We start from the raw sequence: 19,348 nt of genomic DNA on the forward strand, positions 1-19,348 counted from the left end.
ATACCCTATATGGCAGAATGCCAAAAGGCTGAGGCCGTCTGAAAAGTATTTTCAGACGGCCTTGATACTCAAACCGGGGGTTGGGCGGATTAACCCAATGCTTTACGTGCGCCGGCAAAGAGACGTGCCCAGCCGGATTGTTCCGTCCAGTCTTCAGGTTTCCAGCTCATTTGTGCCGCACGGAATACGCGTTCCGGATGCGGCATCATGATGGTGACGCGGCCGTCGGCGTTGGTCACACCGGCAATGCCTTGAGGCGAACCATTCGGGTTGAGCGGATAGGTTTGGGTGACTTGGTTCAAACCGTCGACGTATTGCAGCGCGATTGCCAAATCGGCCGGCACTTGGCCGCCTTTGAGTGCGAAGTCGGCGCGGCCTTCGCCGTGGCTGACGGCTACCGGCAGGCTGGCGCCTTGCATTTCGTTCAAAATCAGCGATGGCGATTTGGTCACGTTGACCATGGTCAAACGCGCTTCAAACTGCTCGCTTTCGTTGCGTTTGAATTTCGGCCATGCGGCTGTGCCCGGAATGATGTCGGCCAAGTTGCTGACCATTTGGCAGCCGTTGCACACGCCCAGTGTGAGCGTATTCGGATTGGCGAAGAAAGCAGCAAACCGGTCGCGCAAAGCAGGGTGGAACAGAATCGATTTCGCCCAACCTTCGCCCGCACCCAATACGTCGCCGTAGCTGAAGCCGCCGCACGCAGCCAGCATTTGGAAGGTGTCGAGATTCACGCGGCCGCCCATCAGGTCGGACATATGCACGTCATACGCGTCGAAACCGGCTTGGGTAAAGGCGGCCGCCATTTCGATTTGGCCATTCACGCCTTGTTCTCGCAATACGGCGATTTTCGGTTTCGCACCGCTGTTGATAAACGGCGCGGCGATATTTTCGTTGACATCAAAAGTCAAATCGGCAAACAGCGCGCTGCGTTGGTTGTCACCGATTAAGGCAAACTCGCTGTCGGCACAGGCCGGATTGTCGCGCAGCTTTTGAACGGCGTGGCTGGTTTCCTGCCATGCGCGTTGCAGGTCGGTGCGGGATTGTTCCAGTAAGATGCCGCTTTGGTTGCGGATAACGATTTTTTCACCGGCAGCCAAGGCGGCGATGTTGTGCACATCAATACCGGTTTGGGCAAACAAGGCTTCTACGGCAGCCAAATCGGCCGCATTCACCTGAATCACGGCACCCAATTCTTCATTAAACAAAGCACAGGCGGCCGCAGCGTTTTGATCTGCTTGTGCGACGGTTAACGGGCTGATGTCCACATCCAACCCCACACGGCCGGCAAACGCCATTTCCGCCAAAGTCGCAAACAAGCCGCCGTCGCCGCGGTCGTGGTAGGCCAAGAGTTTGTCTTCGGCAACCAATTGCTGAATGGCGTTGTAAAACGCTTTCAGACGGCCTGCTTCGATATCAGGGGCGGCGCCTGCCATTTGGTTATACACCTGACCCAAAGCCGAGCCGCCCATGCGTGCTTGGCCGTTGCCTAAGTCCACCAGCAGTAATGCGCTGTCTTGCACGTTTTTCAGTTCAGGCGTGATGGTTTTGCGTACGTCTTTTACCGGCGCAAACGCAGTGATAATCAGGCTCAAAGGCGAAACCACGGATTTTTGTTCCGCTTCGTCTTGCCACACGGTTTTCATCGACAAACTGTCTTTGCCCACCGGAATGCTCAAATCCAAGGCTTGGCAGATTTGCGATGTGGCTTCTACCGTGCGGTAGAGTTTTTCGTCTTCGCCCTCGGTGCCGCAGGCGGCCATCCAGTTGGCGGAAAGTTTGATGTTGCCGATGTCGCCGATATTGACCGCCGCGATGTTGGTGATGGCTTCGCCGACGCACATTCTGCCCGAAGCGGGTGCGTCGAACAGGGCGACGGTCGGTTTTTCACCCATAGACATCGCTTCGCCCCGGTAGGTGTTGAAGCCCATCATGGTCACGGCGCAATCTGCTACCGGTGTTTGGTATTTGCCGACCATTTGGTCGCGATGGGTCATGCCGCCCACGCTTCGGTCGCCGATGGTAATCAGGAAGTTTTTTGCAGCTACGGTCGGCAGGCGCAGCACGCGGTAAGCGGCTTCGGTGATGTCGATGGCAGACGCGTCGAATTGGCTTTCAGACGGTGTAACGGTGGTGTCGTTGCGGGTAGTTTTAGGCGGTTTGCCGAGTAAGACATTCAGCGGCAAATCGACCGGGCTGTTGTCGTACAAATCATCGCGCACCTGCAGATGACCGTCGCCGGTGGCCACGCCGACCACGGCAAACGGGCAGCGTTCGCGTTCGCAAACGGCGCGGAAGGTGTCTAAGTTTTGTTCCAAAACCGCCAACACATAACGCTCTTGCGATTCGTTGCACCAGATTTGCAGCGGAGTGAGGCCGTGTTCTTCCAAAGGTACATCGCGCAGTTTGAATATTGCACCGCGGCCGGCGTCGTTGACCAATTCAGGGAAGGCGTTCGACAGGCCCCCCGCACCCACGTCGTGAATCGAGATAATCGGGTTGTTGTCGCCCAGCTGCCAGCAGCGGTCGATGACCTCTTGCGCACGGCGTTCGATTTCAGGGTTGCCGCGTTGCACGGAGTTGAAGTCCAAAGAGGCATCGTTGGTGCCGGTATCCATAGACGAAGCCGCACCGCCGCCGAGGCCAATCAGCATGCCCGGGCCGCCGAGTTGGATTAACAATGCGCCTTCGGGAATTTCGTCTTTATGCGTTTGCTGCGCCTGAATGTTGCCCAATCCGCCGGCAATCATAATCGGCTTGTGGTAGCCGCGCACTTGGCCGTCGATTTTTTCTTCAAAAGTGCGGAAATAGCCTAACAGGTTCGGGCGGCCGAATTCGTTGTTGAACGCCGCACCGCCAATCGGACCTTCAATCATGATGTCCAGCGGCGAAGCGATGTGGCCGGGTTTGCCGTAGGCTTGTTCCCAAGGCTGTTCCAAACCGGGGATATTCAGGTTGGAAACGGTAAAGCCGGTTAAGCCTGCTTTCGGGCGCGAACCTTTGCCGGTTGCGCCTTCGTCACGGATTTCACCGCCTGCGCCTGTCGCCGCACCGGCAAACGGGGCGATGGCGGTCGGGTGGTTGTGGGTTTCCACTTTCATGATGATGTGGGTATCTTCTTCGTGGAAGCGGTAGCCGTGGTTGTCGGCCGCGTTCGGGTAGAAGCGCTCGATTTTTGCGCCTTCAATCACGGAAGAATTGTCTTTATATGCCACTACCGTACCTTCAGGATGGGCTTCGTGGGTGTCGCGAATCATGCGGAATAGGGATTTAGGCTGCTTTTCGCCGTTTAAAATAAAATCGGCATTGAAGATTTTGTGGCGGCAGTGTTCCGAGTTGGCCTGAGCAAACATCATCAGTTCGACATCGCTCGGATTGCGGCCTAAGGCTTGGTAGTTTTCCGCCAAATAATCGATTTCATCGGGCGATAAGGCCAAGCCCATTTCGCTGTTGGCTTTGACCAGGGCTTCTTTGCCGCCGTTTAACAGATCGACGGTCGAAAATGTTTCCGATTGGATGTGGTGGAACAGTTGCGCCGCCGCGTCAATGCCGGTCAACACGCTTTCGGTCATGCGGTCGTGTAACAGCGCCGCCCATTGTTGTTGCTGCCCGGCAGTCAAACTGCCGCGAATCCACACCGCCATGCCGCGTTCAATGCGCTCGATGCCTTCAAGGCCGCAGTTTTCCGCAATGTTGGTGGCTTTGGAAGCCCAAGGCGAAATCGTACCCAAGCGCGGTGTAATCAAAAATAAATGCAAGCCGCTCGCAGGCTTGGGTGTTTCGGCAACACGTTCGGCTTCCAGCAAGGCTTGCAGTTTTTCAACGGTCGCAGCGTCTAAAGCACTTTTGCTGCTGACAAAATACCAAAATTCGCTTTCCAGCTTCGTTTCAGGCAATCCGGCATCGGCTGCTTTTTGAAACAGTTTTTCAACACGGAAATCAGACAGGGCGGTAACGCCGCGCAAGGGCAAAACAACAGACATGGATTCGGCTCTCAAATGCGGTTGGGAAAACGGTATTATACGCATAATAGGGTTATTTTGCTTGGGTATTTTGCCGTAAAGTGTCAACAATTCACACCGCAAAACACGATTGAATAAAAAAGCGGATTGTGATAATTTCCCAGTCGTCTTTTCCTGTTCAGACGGCCTTAGTGATGCAGCTGTGCCGTCTGAAAAAAACAAATAGAAAGCCAGCCATGAAAAAAATTGAAGCCATCATCAAACCCTTCAAACTCGACGACGTGCGCGAAGCTCTGACCGAAATCGGCATTACCGGCATGACCGTGACCGAAGTGAAAGGATTCGGCCGCCAAAAAGGTCACACTGAAATCTACCGCGGCGCCGAATACGCCGTTGATTTTCTGCCGAAAGCCAAAATCGAGCTGGTGTTGGCCGACCATGATGTCGAGCGTGCCATTGAAGCCATCATCGAAAATGCCCGTTCCGGTAAAATCGGCGACGGCAAGATTTTTGTCTATCCGGTGGAGGAAGCGATTCGCATCCGCACAGGCGAGCGCAGCGAAGCGGCGGTTTAATATCGGAGATGCCGTCTGAAAATAAACTTTTCAGACGGCATGTTTCTGTAATGATCTATGTGTAAAACATAAAATCTTTGTGGTTTTGAAGGTTATAATAAGCGGGTATTCCAACCAAAAAAGGAGATTAAAATGAAGAAATTATTGGCTTTATCTGCCGTATTTTTCACAGCGGCATGTTCGTCCCCTGCACCGGTGTTACAAAAAACGGCCGACTATAACCCGCAAACACAAGCCCGTATCCGCATTTACGGTCAGAATCAAAAACCGTCGACTGTTGAGGCCGGTATCGATTGCAATTCAGGCCGGAAAGGTCAGAAATTCTCAACCGGCGGATCGTTGGGCGAAGCGTTCGGTTCGTTGACAGGTACAGTAAAAAGCCAATCCATCGGCATTGCACCAACCGAAACCAGCAAGCGGCTGGGAGAGAAAAACGGCATTTTGTCGCGCGCCTTTTTCCGTGAATTTGTGATTCCGGCAGGAAAAGCTGCCAATGTGCAGGCGTTTTATGTCGGTCTGACCAATGTCAATGAAACGCCGACTCATGTCATCATCATGAAGGAAGGCTCTTGTCAATCCAAAAAAGGCTCTTTTGTGCCTCAAGCCGGGAAGGATTATGAAGTCATCGGTGTCGACGGTCGGGCTTGCGGTGTTGCTGTTTACGAGGTTTCGTCACAGGGTAATTTAAAAAATATTCCTTTGAATGAAGCGGTCAGCTGCCGTAAATAATCTTGCCGCATAACAATGCTGTCTGAAAGATATGCTTTCAGACGGCATTGTTATTTGGGAAATCGGTTTTAAATCTCAAACGTACCCGCTTCGTCGCCCCCGCGAATCATGCCGGCGGCGACGGTGTGGTTGGTGGCTTCGTCAATCAGGATAAATGCACCGGTTGCCTGATTTTGCTCATAAGTCGTGGCGTTGAGCGGCTGCTGGGTTTTCAGGCTGACGCTGCCGATGTCGTTGAGTTTCAGTTCGGTGGCGGATTGCACTTGGCTTAGGGTGTTCACATCCCAAACGTAGGCGATTCCGCTGATTTTTACGGCGGTGGTTTGGGTGGTGTGTTTCAGCAGGTATTTGCGGTGCGGGTTGAGCGGAATATCGTCAAACCAACACAGTGCGGCTTGGAATTGCCGGCTCGGCTCAATAGGGCTGTCGGCGGCGGCGATGCTGTTGCCGCGCGAGATGTCGATGTCGGTGTCGAGCGTAATGGTGAGTACTTCGCCTGCTTCGGCAGACCGGGTTTTGCCTTTGGCGTTGTAGATTTCGGCGATTTTGGCGGTTTGGCCGTTGGGCAGCACTTTAATGTTGTCGCCGACGTTCAGACGGCCTGCTTCCAAGCGGCCTTGGTAGCCGCGGAAATCGTCGCTGCTGCTGCCGTCTTGGCGTGCCACGCGTTGCACGGGGAAATGGGCGGCTTGGGCAAGCGCGTCTTTGCGGGAAACGGGCAGGCTTTCCAGCAGGGGAAGCAACGGCAAACCTTGATACCACGGCGTTTGCGCACTGGCGTTAACGATGTTGTCGCCTTTCAATGCGCTGATAGGCAGGAAATGCACGTCGGCGGCGAGGCCGATTTGTCGGGCGAGCTTTTGATAGGTGGCGGTGATGGCTTGGTATTTGCCTTCGTCAAAATCGAGCAGGTCGAGTTTGTTGACGGCGACAATGATGTTCGGGCAGCCGAGCAGTTTCAAAATGGCGCTGTGGCGTTTGGTTTGCGGCAGTAAAACCGGCTCTTCGCCGCTGAAATCGACGCGGGTGGCATCAACCAAGACGATGGCGGCATCGGCAGTCGATGCGCCGGTGACCATGTTGCGGGTGTATTGTTCGTGGCCGGGGGTGTCGGCGATGATGAATTTGCGTTTAGGGGTGGCAAAATAGCGGTAGGCTACATCGATGGTGATGCCTTGTTCGCGCTCGGCGGCCAAGCCGTCGGTGAGGCTGGCAAAATCGGGTGTGCCGCCGTTTTCAGAGGCTTTGTTGAGCTTGTCGATTTGGTCGGTCAGCAGGGTTTTGCTGTCGTAGAGCAGGCGGCCGATGAGGGTGGATTTGCCGTCGTCAACGCTGCCGGCGGTGATGAAACGGAGTAATGGGGCGGTGGTGGCGGTCATGTGCATTCCTTCATATTGGGTTTGCCGATACTTTAACGAGGCTGTCTGAAAATGGGAAAGAATGGTTTGTTTATAATAAAGATGATTTTGTTATATCAATAATAAGGCCGTCTGAAACTCGTGCAGTAGTTTCAGACGGCATTGTGATTTTAAAATGCAACTATGAATGACTGAGTTCTAAGGATTCAAAAATGTTGGGTAAGTTATCAGGTTGTAAAGCCCAACGATATGCTGGATGGACTTCCCAATCGTATCCGAAGTCGGCAAACTTATTTGATAAATACCTATTTTCTTCAAAATATTTACGTTCTATTCCTGAGTCTGTTTTTTTACGCGCAGTAATAAAGTTAATTTTATACAAAAAACCAGCTAAATCAGTAGTCTCTGCCTTTTTGCCATTAGCCCATCTAAACATACCTTGTTCCTCAATATCCTTAATTTTTCTGATTAATTTATCTGTTGAATAGATATAATTTTCAGCAGTTTGCTTTTGCTTTTTGGATGGTTTCATACCTAAAACGAGTCGTTCAATATCAGGCAGTTCTGAACGATATTCATTGATAGTATCCTGTAATCTCCCTTGTGAATACTCTTCAAAAATATCTTCTAGATTTTTAGTGGTTATTAACTGTGATTCACACATTTGTGCTTGTCGAGCAGCTAATGTCATTAACTTGACTAAGTCGCGCGGTCTTTTTCGTATAAGAGACATTAATACCCTGTACATTGGCGCATTTTGCCAATGGCCTTTTCCCGTAAATTTTGTTTCAATAATTGGGGATAAATATTCCATTAGCTCTGATTGATGTTTTTTCATCAATTCTTTTTCATCTATGCTTTTGCCAAAATAACTCTCTATACGTTTAACTAATAGAACTAAAATTTCATGATTTGTCCAAGAATACCAAATAACGGAGCTTTCGGTTTTATCGGTTGACTCATCAGAAGTTCTTGATAAGTAATAAACATCAGATCGTAAGCTTACTTTGAAATAAATACCTTGGTTGTCAGATGAAATATCTCGGATAGCATTTAATAATGCTGAAATCCTCTGAATGTCTTTGGGTCTTCCTTGCCAACCACGGTCTAAATCATCAATATAAATAGAAATTTTATTAGATTTTAAAAAATTCGCTAAAATTAATCTTTTCGATTCCTCTAATTTAATTTTTGAAGAAAATTCTCCTTCTAGGCTGTTTGTTAGAAAACTTAAGAGTCCTCCGCCGTACTGATTCAGCTTTGCTCTCCAGCCTTCAAATTGTAAGCCAAAAGAAGATAAGGCTTTCTGAGCAATAATTTCATTAATGCCGCTTTTCCAATCCCTTATTAGCTTTAAAAAATTATCAGTGTCTTCTCCAATATCAATAATGTCATCAGGTTTGATAAGAATAGTTAATCGCTTGTGCAAAGATTTTTCTTCATCCATTGCAACTTTGAAAAGAGCTGATTTACCAATCCCTTTATGTCCAACTAGGATTCTTAAGGGTAAATCTGCGACAACTTGTTCATAAATCTTACTTTTAAAATAGTATGCTTTTAGTCTTTCTTGATCTTCTTGTTCGGCAGCTTCATGGCCAAATAGACGTTGTATTTCAATTTCGTTAAATTCCATTTTTTAGAAACCTCGGCAGTAATTCATTATCTATGCTGTCTAAAAATCATTTTCAGACAGCATCTTATTTGTAGGAAATTGTTGGGTTGTTTACATCTATTTTATACGAACATTTGATTATAAACGAACCTGCCCATTACCCAACACGACCCATTTTTGCGAAGTCAGACCGTGTAAGCCGACCGGGCCGCGCACATGGATTTTGTCGGTGGAAATGCCGATTTCCGCGCCTAAGCCGTATTCAAAACCATCGGCAAAACGGGTGGACGCATTGACCATCACGCTGGCGCTGTCGACCGTGCGCAGGAAGATTTGCGCATCGGTGTAAGACTCGGTGATGATGGCATCGGTGTGGTGGCTGCCGTGGGCGTTGATGTGGGCGATGGCTTGGTTTAAGTTACCGACGATTTTCACTGCCAAAACAGGGGCGAGGTATTCGGTGTCCCAATCTTCTTCGGTGGCGGCGTTGATGTTCGGCAAAATCGCCAAAGTGCGCTCGCAACCGCGCAGCTCGACTTGTTTTTCAGCGTATTTTTCCGCCAGCAACGGCAACATTTCTTCGGCACGCGCGGCGTGAATCAGCAGGGTTTCCATGGTGTTGCAGGTACCGTAGCGCGAAGTTTTGGCATTGAAGGCGATTTCAATGGCTTTTTGCGTATCGGCGGCTTGGTCGATGTACACGTGGCAAATGCCGTCGAGATGCTTAATCACCGGTACACGCGCTTCGGCAGCAATGCGGGCAACCAGCGATTTGCCGCCGCGCGGGATAATCACGTCAATCAGTTCAGGGCTTTGCAGCATGGCACCGACGCTTTCGCGGCTGGTGTTTTCAATCACGCTCGCGGCGGCCGGCGGTAAGCCGTTTTCCGTCAGGGCCCGGCGGATGAGTTTGGCAATCGCCATATTGCTTTCAAAGGCTTCGCTGCCGCCGCGCAATACGCAGGCATTGCCGGATTTCAGGCACAAAGCGGCCGCATCGACGGTGACGTTTGGGCGTGATTCGTAAATGATGCCGATGACGCCCAGCGGCACGCGCATTTTGCCGATTTGCAAACCGTTCGGGCGGGTGCGGAATTCGTCCATTTCGCCGACAGGGTCAGGCAGCGCCGCCACTTGGCGCAAACCTTCGCACATGGATTCGACGGTTTTTTCCGTTAATTTCAAGCGGTCAAGAAGGGCGGAATCCAAACCTTTGGCGGCGGCGTTTTCCATGTCTTGCGCGTTGGCGGCAAGAATGGCGGTTTGGTGTTGCGCAATCAATTCGGCCATACGCAACAGCGCGGCGTTTTTCTGCGCGGTGGTGGCGTTCGCCATCAGATAGAAAGCCTGTTTGGCTGCGGTGGCGGTGTCGCGGACGTATTGTCGGATATCCTGCATGATGCGTGCCTTTGTTGTATGAACGAGATTGAGAACGATGATAAGGCCGTCTGAAAGGTAATTCAAGCAAAAAGCGCGGCTTTGGCGAAAGCCGGCGGGCATAGGTTTGCCCGTCCGATTGATTTATAATCGGATTTTTTTGCACATTTTTTCTAAACACATGACCAAAACCTTTTACTGCCGGCCGGCTGACTGCCGTGAAAAAACGGCCAACGGGCTTTGGCCGGCGCACGCTTATTGGGCGGGTTTCCGCCGTGATTTTTGCGTTTATTGCGCGGTTTTTCGGCGATATGCCGGAAAGGCAATATCGCCTGATATCGAACGCAGCACCTTAGACGCTCTGTTGGGCATTATGGCCTCGGGTATGCTTTCGGTGAGCACGTTTTCGCTGTCGATTATGGCGCTTTCATCGGCGGCCAACAGCCCGACTCCGCGCCATGAATTTATAGTGAATCCACTTTAAAATAGGACGGCGTTGGTTCGCCAAGCAGTATTATCTATACTGTCTTCGGCTTGCCGCCTTGTCCTATTTTTAAAGTGAATTAACTGTAAACATATGATTTAATTAATATATTATAAAAAGCCATGCCGTCTGAAAGTTTCAGACGGCATGGCTTTTTATATGGCGGTTATGATTATTCTGCATGAATTTTGAATAAAGCCCGTTCCACCATTTTCGGCTCAATCTTATTCAAACAATCGGTGTGTCCCAGCGGGCATTCGCGTTTGAAGCAGGGCGAGCAGTCGAGATTGAGGGTGACGATTTCGGCTTTGCCGCTCAAAGGCGGTGTGTGGTCGGGGCTGGACGAGCCGTACAAGGCGGCAAGTTTGCGGTCGAGCGCGGCGGCCAGGTGCATGAGGCCGCTGTCGTTGCAAACCACGTTTTCGGCGCAGGACAGTAAATCGATGGCTTCGGAAAGCGAGGTTTTGCCGCATAGATTGGTGCAGAGGCCGTCTGAAAGTTGGTTGATTTCTTCGGCGATTTCAAAATCTTTTTGTGAGCCAAACAGCCAAACCTGCCAGCCTTTGGCCAGATAGTTTTGCGCCAAACCGGCGAAATGGCGCACCGGCCAGCGTTTTGCAGGGCCGTATTCTGCGCCGGGGCAGAAGGCGATAATCGGTTTATCGGTGTTTAAATTATGTTTCACTAAAGCGGTTTGTCGGCCGGCGGCGTTGATTCGGAACAAAGGCCGGTCGGAATGGCCGTTGAAATCGGCTTGGCTGTGATGGGCAAGCGCGGTGTAGCGGTCAACCATGAGCGGCAGGGCGGCTTTGTCGAGCTTGCGGATGTCGTTGAGCAGAATGTAGCGCGATTCGCCCACATAGCCGGTTCGCTGTTTGATGCCGGTGGCCAAGGCGATGATGGCGGATTTGAGCGAGCCGGGCAGCACGATGACTTGGTCGTAACCGCGTTTACCCAGCTCACGTCCGATTTGCCAGCGTTTTTTCAAATCCAATGTGCCGTGGCCGAACGGGTTTTCCATAACCTCGTTCACTTCCGGCATGCGCTCGAAGACCGCCATCGACCATTTCGGGGCGAATACGTCGATGAGGCAGCCCGGATGCAGTTCGTGCAAGCGGCGGTAAAGCGGCTGGGTCATGACGCAGTCGCCAATCCAGCTTGGGGAAATGATGAGGATTTTTTTAGACATGGTTTGCGGGCGGTGATTGGTGAAATAGGGCATTATTTTAATGCAGAACAGGAAAGGCCGTCTGAAAAAAATATTTCAGACGGCCTTAGGGTTCAGACGGCCTTTACAGCAGCACTTTTTCCACGCCGCCGTTGTTGGCTTTGTCGACAAACTCGTTCAGCCAGTTGTCGCCCAAAATGTGCTTGGCCATTTCGATGACGATGTAGTCGGCCGGCATGTCGTTGTCGTCACGGTAGCGGCTCAAACCTTGCAGGCAGGCAGGGCAGGAAGTGAGCATTTTCACCGGTTGGCCTTGCGGCAATTCTTTAAGGTTTTTCTCGATTTCTTCCTGTTTGCGGAATTTTACCTGTGAAGCGATGTCGGGGCGTTTCACGGCAAACATACCGGATTCGCCGCAGCAGCGGTCGCTCAATACGACTTTTTGCCCCATCAATTCGCTGGCCATTTGGGTGGCGTTCATGGTTTTAATCGGGCTGTGGCACGGGTCGTGATACAGGTATTGCCGGCCTTCCACGCCGTTGAGTTTCACGCCTTTTTCCAACAGGAATTCGTGAATGTCGATGATGCGGCAGCCGGGGAAAATTTCCTCGAAGCGGTATTTTTCCAACTGGTCGTAACAGGTGCCGCAGCTGACAACCACGGTTTTGATGTCGAGATAGTTCAGCGTGTTGGCCATGCGGTGGAACGATACACGGTTGTCCGTGCTCATTTGCTCGGCACGTGCTTTGTCGCCGCCTGCATCTTGCGGATAGCCGCAACACATATAGCCCGGCGGCAATACGGTTTGCACGCCGACATACCACAGCATCGCTTGAGTGGCCAAACCGATTTGGCTGAACAAACGCTCGGAGCCGCAACCCGGGAAGTAGAACACGGCTTCGCTGTCTTCGGCAGTTTGCGGATTGCGGATAATCGGGATGCTCTTGTCGTCTTCAATGCCCAATAATGAGCGCGGCGTTTTGGCCGGCACGCCTTTGGGCAGCGGGCGGTTAATAAAGTGAATCACCTGCTCTTTAATGGTCGGTTTGTTGACGGTAGCGGCCGGTGCGGCTTTTTCTTTTTTCACAATCGGGAACATTTTGCCCAATTTATAGGCAAAATTCTGCGCCGGAAAGCCGGTTTGAATCATCGCGCCGCGCAGGGCTTTGATGGCTTTCGGGTCGGTCGCGTTCAAAAATGCCATGCCCATCGCTGCGGCCGGCACAGTGGTGCTGTGGCCGGTTTCGTTCAGATAATTGCGGATGGCCACGGTCACGTCGCCGAAGTCGATGTTGACCGGACATGGTTTCACACAACGGTGACACACGGTGCAGTGGTCGCCGATGTTGGTCAGTTCGTCAAAATGCTTCAAAGACACGCCGCGGCGGGTTTGCTCTTCGTAAAGGAAGGCTTCGGTAAGCAGGCCGACGCCGAGAATTTTGTTGCGCGGGCTGTAAAGCAGATTGGCGCGCGGCACATGGGTAGAGCATACCGGTTTGCATTTGCCGCAGCGCAAGCAGTCTTTTACCGATTCGGCAATCGTGCCCAAAGACGATTTTTCCATAATCAGCGATTCTGCGCCAAGCAATTCAAACGACGGCGTGTAGGCGTTACGCAGATCTGCTCCTTTCATTAATTTGTGGCGGTTGAAGCGGCCTTCGGGATCGACTTTCGCTTTGTAATCCCAAAACGGCTGCATATCTTCATCGCTCAAAAATTCCATTTTGGTGATGCCGATGCCGTGTTCGCCGGAAATTACGCCGTTTAAGCTGCGGGCGATTTTCATAATGCGGTCGACGGAATAATAGGCCGTCTGAAGCATTTCGGCATCATCGGAATTTACCGGAATATTGGTGTGCACGTTGCCGTCGCCCGCGTGCATATGCAGCGCGACAAACACGCGGCTGCGTACGATTCTGCCGTGGATTTTGGCCAAGTCTTCGAGAATTTTCACATCGGTTTTGCCGCTGAAAATTTCGCTCAAAGGCTTCATCACGTCGGATTTAATCGATACGCGCAAACGGAAGTCGCGGAAGGCGATAAAGCAGCTTTCATCATCGTGTGCTTCCGGATCTGCAAAGACTGCTTTGCCGTAACGCGCTTTGTATTCGCCCAACGGCGCATCGAGATTGACCAGCAGCCATTCCCAGCGTTCTTTAACTGCAGAAACATGATTCAGCGCGTGGGTAGCACGGTCGCCCAATAATTCTTTACTCGGCAAGCCGGTACCCATGGCATCGACTGGCAGACGGCCTTGCAGGTAATCGAGAAGGGCGGTGCACAGGGTGAGTTTGTTTTTAATCGACAATTCGATGTTGATGCGTTCAATGCCGTCTGAATATTCTCCCAGTCGTTCGAGCGGAATCACCACGTCTTCATTGATTTTAAAGGCATTGGTGTGCTTGGCGATGGCGGCGGTGCGGCTGCGGTCGAGCCAGAAGGTTTTGCGCGCTTCAGGCGTGATGGCGATAAAGCCTTCGCCTTCGCGTTTGCGCGTCATTTCGACCATGTGTTCGGCCACTTCCTGCACGGCTTGTTCATCGTCAGATACTACATCGGCGAGCAACACCATTTTCGGGCGGCCTTTGCCGGCGGCTTTGGTGGCATAGCCGACCGCGCGCACATAGCGCCAGTCGAGATGTTCCAAGCCTGCCAATTGCACTTTTTCATGGCCGAGCAGGTAGTCGCGGATTTCAACGATGGAAGGCGTGGCGTTGGCAACGGTGCCGAAAAATTCCATGCAGACGGTACGGGTATGTTTCGGCATTTTGTGCAACACAAAGGCTACGCTGGTAATGATGCCGTCGGTACCTTCTTTTTGGATACCCGGCAGGCCGCTCAAGAATTTATCGGTTACGTCTTTGCCTAAGCCGACTTTGCGGAATTTGTGGCCGGGAATTTCCAAACGTTCGGTTTTGACGATATTGTTGCCGCCGGTGTCGAGTGTGTGCACATCGAAAATAGCGGTTTCTTCATCGTGGATTTTGCCGAAATTATGGCGCACACGTTCGATGCGCAGCCATTCGCCTTTCGGGTTAACCATTTGCCAGTAGGCCAGATTGTCGAGCGCCGTGCCCCACAATACGGCTTTTTTACCGCCGGCATTCATGGCAGCATTGCCGCCGACGGTAGAGGCATCAGCGGAAGTCGGGTCAACGGCAAAGACCAGACCGGCTTTGTGGGCGGTTTCTTCCACGCGCCGGGTCACCACGCCGGCGCCGCAATGGATAATCGGATGCGTGCCGTCCAAACCCGGCAGGGTGACGAATTGCACGCCGTTGTGTAAATCGAGCTTTTCGGTATTGATGACCGCGCTGTTGGCATCCAGCGGAATCGCGCCTCCGGTATAGCCCGTGCCGCCTCCGCGCGGGATAATCACCAGATCCAACTCAATCAGTGCGCGCACCAAAGGCGCAACTTCGGCTTCGTTATCGGGGTTAATCACTACAAACGGATATTCCACGCGCCAGTCGGTGGCATCGGTGACGTGGGTCACGCGTGCCAAACCGTCAAACATAATATTGTGCGGCTTGGTGATTTGGCTCAAACGCTCGAGAATCTGTTTGCGTTTTTGCTTGGTGATGTCGAAGCCGGCATCAAAATCCTGTACCGCACTCAGGGCGGATTGCACCAAGGTTTCGACTTGCCGATTGTCGTCACGGCGGTTTTGAATTTCAGTCAGGCGGTGACGCATTTCGCGCACCAAAGCTTCACGGCGCTTGGGATGCTCGAGCAGGTCGTCAACCAAGTAAGGGTTACGCACCACCACCCACATGTCGCCCAACACTTCGAACAACATACGTGCCGATCGGCCGGTGCGGCGTCGGCTGCGCAAATCCTGCAGGATTTGCCAAGCTTCTTCGCCCAACAGACGGGTGACGATTTCGCGGTCGGTATAAGAGGTATAGTTGTAGGGGATTTCGCGGATGCGTTGCGGAGCAGCAGTCGTGGTCATGGGGTGTGGTCCGTATCTTTTTATTTTGACGATTTTTGGTTTTTCAGGCCGTATGGAATTTCAGACGACGTGTGGCAAGGTGTGTTAATGTAGTTTAAATACCATTATTTTTCAATGGAAAAAGACCGTTCATTTTATACTGAAATCGGTTTTGATGGAATTCATTTTGTTGACAATTTTGATGATTTTTTGATTGTATTTTCCAGCTGATTTTCTGTTCGGACGGCCTTACGCCAGAATAGGCTTGAAATTTATCCGAAAAACGTTATAATCATGGCTTCTTTGGCGGGTCTCCCCGCATGGTTATTTGGAACACCGGGTCAGGGGCGGAAGCCAGCAGCCCACTCTGATGCGCCAGTGCCGGGGGTTCGGCTCGCCACCTTATTTGAAAAACACCGTAAGTTTTGCTTGCGGTGTTTTTTTGTCCGGCCGTCTGAAAAAGCAGGTAGTTTGCTGTAATGAAACTAAGGAAAATATTATGCATGAATAAATAAGTTTTGATTTAAGTTGATTTGTCAAACTATAAATGAAATATTATAAATATTTGATAAATATATAAATTATTTAATTCTTATAAATTTGGTTATTTATTGCTAAGAACTTTCCAAAATGTTTTGGCCCGCCTAAGCTGCATGAAAAATATTTCTCATTCCAATCAGAAAAGGACGCTTCTTTTGGGAAAATTTATCCATGACGATACTCGAAGCATTTGTCTGAGAATTTCTCGCTGAGAAGTGCGCGGCCGGCGGTGGCCGGTTGGCGCGGTTTGATAATTACCTTTGGTGCCGCGCTGTTGGGTTTCGGCCTTTACTTATAGTCTGCCTTACGAGGCTGAGGCGAATAAGGGTTTGGCGATTTTGCTGTTTGTCGGCATATGTGGCTGGGGGAGGCGGTACGCATTACTGCCATCGGCAGGGTGATTGCCTTAATTGAATTGCCGCTGCTCAGGGTCATTTGGGGTGCACTCGGCCGGTGCGAAGTGATGCGTAACGCGGATTTGGGTGTTGAGCTTGTTTAGCGTGGTCATTATTACGATTTGGCCGTATTTCTTCCTGATTTGAAAGATCTTTGTTCAAAGGCCGTCTGAAATGTTCAGACGGCCTTTACTTCATGATGACGTGTCACTACAATGTTTTGATGTCAGCACATACTCATATTGATGATACAAAGGAAACCATGATGATGACTGCTTCGCAACTGATTCAACGCTTGGCCGAGATTGTCGGCGATAAATTCATTTTGACCGATCCTGCCAAAACCGAGCCTTACCGCCAAGGCTACCGCTTCGGCGAAGGGCGCGCATTGGCAGTGGTGCGTCCGGGTACTCTGTTGGAGCAATGGCAGATTCTGCAAGCCTGTGTCGATGCTGATGTGATTGTGATTACGCAGGCGGCCAATACCGGTTTGACCGGCGGCTCAACGCCTGATGGCAATGATTACGACCGCGATATTGTGATTGTGAATACCATGCGCATGAACATCATCCATCCGATTAACAATAACGAGCAAGTGGTGTGCCTGCCCGGGGCGACCCTAAATCAGCTAGAGCTTTTGCTGAAGCCGTTAGGCCGTGAGCCGCATTCGGTGATTGGTTCGTCGTGTATCGGTGCATCAGTGTTAGGGGGTGTGTGTAACAATTCGGGCGGCGCATTGGTGCAGCGCGGCCCGGCTTATACCGAAATGGCTTTGTTTGCGCAAATTAATTCAGACGGCCAATTGGAGCTGGTGAATCATTTGGGTATCGATTTAGGCGAGACGCCGGAAGAAATCCTCACCAATCTGCAAGGTCATCATTATCAGCGTAAAGACATCACGCAAAACGCCGGCAAAGGCCACGACCATGCTTATTGCGATCATGTGCGCCAAGTGGACGAGCCGACCGCCGCGCGTTTCAATGCCGATCCGGCGCGCCATTATGAAGCATCAGGCTGTGCGGGCAAATTGATGGTGTTCGCCGTGCGCTTGGATACCTTCCCGCAAGAACCGAAAACCGCCGTGTTCTACATCGGCACCAACGATATTAATGAGCTCACCGACATCCGCCGCGCTGCGTTGGCCGATTTCAAATCACTGCCGATTTCGGGCGAATATATCCACCGTGAAGCCTTCAATATTGCAGAAATCTACGGTAAAGACACTTTTTATGTGATTAAGAAATTCGGCACGCACCAACTGCCGAAATTATTTGATTACAAAGCACGCGCCGACCGCTTCAGCAAAAAATTATCTTTCCTGCCGAAGCACTTTTCCGACAAAGCCCTGCAATGGGTGAGCAGGCTGTTGCCGCAACATCTGCCGCAATCTTTGCTCAACTACCGCGACCAATACGAGCATCATCTGATTGTCAAGATGGGCGGTGAGGGTGTAGATGAAGCGCGTGCATTTTTGAAAAGCTATTTTGCCGGCCACAGCGGCGCGTATTTCGAATGTAACGCTGAAGAAGCACAAGCTGCCATGTTGCACCGCTTTGCGGTGGCTTCCGCAGCCATCCGCTATCGCGCCGTGCATGATGACGAAGTGGAAGATTTAGTCGCGCTTGATATTGCCCTGCGTCGTGACGATCGTGATTGGTATGAACATTTACCGAAGGAAATCGATGACAAAATCATTCACAAGCTTTATTACGGCCACTTTATGTGCCACGTGTTCCATCAGGATTATGTGATTAAAAAAGGCAACGACTGCATGGCTTTAGAGCATGAGATGTTGGCCCTGCTTGACCGGCGGGGTGCGCAATATCCGGCGGAACACAATGTTGGTCATTTATACGAAGCCAAACCTGCGCTGAAACAGTTTTACCGCAAACTTGACCCGACAAATAGTTTCAATCCGGGCATCGGGCATACGTCCAAGAAGAAAAACTGGGCGGAATAAGGCTGGGTTGATTTTGATAATGAAAGGCCGTCTGAAAGACATGATTTCAGACGGCCTTCCATCAATAATAAGGTAATGGTAAAAACAAAAAAGCCGCTTAAAATAAGCAGCTTTTTATCATTTGGCGGAAGCGGTGAGATTCGAACTCACGGAGGGCTATCAACCCTCGACGGTTTTCAAGACCGTTGCATTAAACCGCTCTGCCACGCTTCCTTAAAAAAAATAAATTCAAGAAAATGGCGGAAGCGGTGAGATTCGAACTCACGGAGGGCTATCAACCCTCGACGGTTTTCAAGACCGTTGCATTAAACCGCTCTGCCACGCTTCCGTTTTCTTGAAGACGATATAGTAATGAAAACTTGCCTGGTTGCCAAGCAAAATTTACGCATTCAGGCTTAGTTTTTTGTTTTTACTTGGTTTGTTCTTTGCGCAAAAATATCCATTCTTTATCATTTGAAGCGGCGGCGTTGAATTCGTAGCCTTCGTAATCAAAATTTTGCAAATCTTGCGGCTCGATAATGCCGTGCTCGGCGGCGTAGCGCACCATCAAGCCGCGCGCGCGTTTGGCGTAGAAGCTGATGATTTTGTATTGGCCGTTTTTCTCGTCTTTAAACACCGGCGTAATCAACCTGGCCTTGAGTTTTTTGGTGTTGATCGATTTGAAATACTCTTGCGAAGCCAAGTTGATCAACACCTCGCTGCCGTTGGCGGCAAGGGTTTCATTCAGTAGGTCGGTGATGCGGTCACCCCAAAATTCATACAGATTTTTACCGCGCGAATTGGCAAACGCGGTACCCATTTCCAAACGGTAGGGTTGCATTAAATCCAGCGGGCGCAGTAAGCCGTAAAGACCCGACAGCAGGCGCACGTGTTGTTGCAGGTATTGAATTTGTTCGGGATTTAGCGATTCGGCATCAATGCCTTCGTATACATCGCCGTTGAACATATACACCGCCTGTTTGGCATTTTGAGGGGTAAACGGCGTATGCCATACGGCATTGCGCTCGGCGTTGAGCAGGGCGATTTTGTCGGAAACGTGCATCAGTTCGGCGATTTGCTGTGGCGCAAGCCGGCGCAGTTCGCGCATCAGGATTTCCGATTCTTTCAGTAAATCAGGCCGGGTAAATTCTTGAATGGGAGCGGAATCTTTTTCGTTGAGATTTTTCGCCGGAGATAAGACAAAAAACATGGTCGCCTCGTATCGGTATTAAAATGAATGGGCTGATTTTAGTTTTAAACGCCAAGCAGGGCAAG

Annotated in this window: 11 protein-coding genes, 2 tRNA genes and 1 other RNA gene; 5 read left to right on the top strand and 9 right to left on the bottom strand. The window is 50.9% G+C overall.

Going from position 1 to position 19,348, the window contains the following annotated elements; translation table 11 throughout:
• Window positions 1–89 precede the first annotated feature (89 nt).
• Window positions 90–3,983 (bottom strand): phosphoribosylformylglycinamidine synthase, encoded by a 3,894-nt coding sequence (purL, locus tag H4O27_RS03940; RefSeq protein WP_165009428.1) that lies wholly within the window; start codon window positions 3,981–3,983, stop codon window positions 90–92.
• A gap of 215 nt (window positions 3,984–4,198) precedes the next feature.
• On the opposite strand from purL, the gene H4O27_RS03945 reads away from it, so the two are divergent.
• Window positions 4,199–4,537, top strand: coding sequence for a P-II family nitrogen regulator (locus H4O27_RS03945; protein WP_165009426.1), 339 nt, complete (start codon window positions 4,199–4,201; stop codon window positions 4,535–4,537).
• 132 nt (window positions 4,538–4,669) lie between these two features.
• Entirely contained in the window at window positions 4,670–5,266 is a 597-nt protein-coding gene (locus H4O27_RS03950; RefSeq protein ID WP_165009424.1) for a hypothetical protein, read from the top strand.
• A 68-nt stretch (window positions 5,267–5,334) separates the two neighbouring features.
• Here the strand turns inward: H4O27_RS03950 and H4O27_RS03955 are convergent, their stop codons facing one another.
• The 5 genes from H4O27_RS03955 to H4O27_RS03975 all read right to left on the bottom strand — a co-directional run bounded on the left by H4O27_RS03955 (window position 5,335) and on the right by H4O27_RS03975 (window position 15,220).
• Window positions 5,335–6,645 carry a sulfate adenylyltransferase subunit 1 gene (locus H4O27_RS03955; protein ID WP_165009422.1) on the bottom strand — a complete coding sequence of 437 codons (1,311 nt, stop codon included), beginning with the start codon at window positions 6,643–6,645 and terminating at the stop codon, window positions 5,335–5,337.
• A gap of 160 nt (window positions 6,646–6,805) precedes the next feature.
• On the bottom strand, window positions 6,806–8,257 hold the full coding sequence (locus H4O27_RS03960; RefSeq protein WP_165009420.1) for a P-loop ATPase, Sll1717 family: 1,452 nt from the start codon (window positions 8,255–8,257) through the stop codon (window positions 6,806–6,808).
• Window positions 8,258–8,374: 117 nt separating this feature from the next.
• Window positions 8,375–9,634 (bottom strand): glutamate-5-semialdehyde dehydrogenase, encoded by a 1,260-nt coding sequence (locus tag H4O27_RS03965; RefSeq protein WP_165009418.1) that lies wholly within the window; start codon window positions 9,632–9,634, stop codon window positions 8,375–8,377.
• A gap of 635 nt (window positions 9,635–10,269) precedes the next feature.
• A complete protein-coding gene (gene waaF, locus H4O27_RS03970; RefSeq protein WP_165009456.1) occupies window positions 10,270–11,286 on the bottom strand; it encodes a lipopolysaccharide heptosyltransferase II in 1,017 nt (338 codons plus the stop codon).
• Window positions 11,287–11,389: 103 nt separating this feature from the next.
• Window positions 11,390–15,220 (bottom strand): DUF3683 domain-containing protein, encoded by a 3,831-nt coding sequence (locus H4O27_RS03975; protein WP_165009416.1) that lies wholly within the window; start codon window positions 15,218–15,220, stop codon window positions 11,390–11,392.
• Window positions 15,221–15,504: 284 nt separating this feature from the next.
• Here H4O27_RS03975 and ffs point away from each other — a divergent pair.
• The 3 genes from ffs to dld all read left to right on the top strand — a co-directional run bounded on the left by ffs (window position 15,505) and on the right by dld (window position 18,094).
• An RNA gene (ffs, locus tag H4O27_RS03980) (signal recognition particle sRNA small type) lies at window positions 15,505–15,601 on the top strand.
• A gap of 493 nt (window positions 15,602–16,094) precedes the next feature.
• Window positions 16,095–16,238 carry a hypothetical protein gene (locus H4O27_RS03985; RefSeq protein ID WP_165009414.1) on the top strand — a complete coding sequence of 48 codons (144 nt, stop codon included), beginning with the start codon at window positions 16,095–16,097 and terminating at the stop codon, window positions 16,236–16,238.
• Between the two features lie 164 nt (window positions 16,239–16,402).
• On the top strand, window positions 16,403–18,094 hold the full coding sequence (gene dld / locus H4O27_RS03990; protein ID WP_165009454.1) for a D-lactate dehydrogenase: 1,692 nt from the start codon (window positions 16,403–16,405) through the stop codon (window positions 18,092–18,094).
• A gap of 122 nt (window positions 18,095–18,216) precedes the next feature.
• Here dld and H4O27_RS03995 read toward each other — a convergent pair.
• From H4O27_RS03995 to yaaA, 3 genes are all read right to left on the bottom strand, one after another.
• Window positions 18,217–18,307: transfer RNA gene (locus H4O27_RS03995), tRNA-Ser, on the bottom strand.
• Window positions 18,308–18,331: 24 nt separating this feature from the next.
• Window positions 18,332–18,422 (bottom strand) — tRNA-Ser (locus H4O27_RS04000).
• Window positions 18,423–18,503: 81 nt separating this feature from the next.
• Window positions 18,504–19,283, bottom strand: coding sequence for a peroxide stress protein YaaA (gene yaaA, locus H4O27_RS04005; protein ID WP_165009412.1), 780 nt, complete (start codon window positions 19,281–19,283; stop codon window positions 18,504–18,506).
• Window positions 19,284–19,348: the final 65 nt, after the last annotated feature.

Origin of the sequence: Neisseria yangbaofengii, assembly GCF_014898075.1 — a bacterium.
Classification (GTDB): Bacteria; Pseudomonadota; Gammaproteobacteria; order Burkholderiales; family Neisseriaceae; genus Neisseria; species Neisseria yangbaofengii.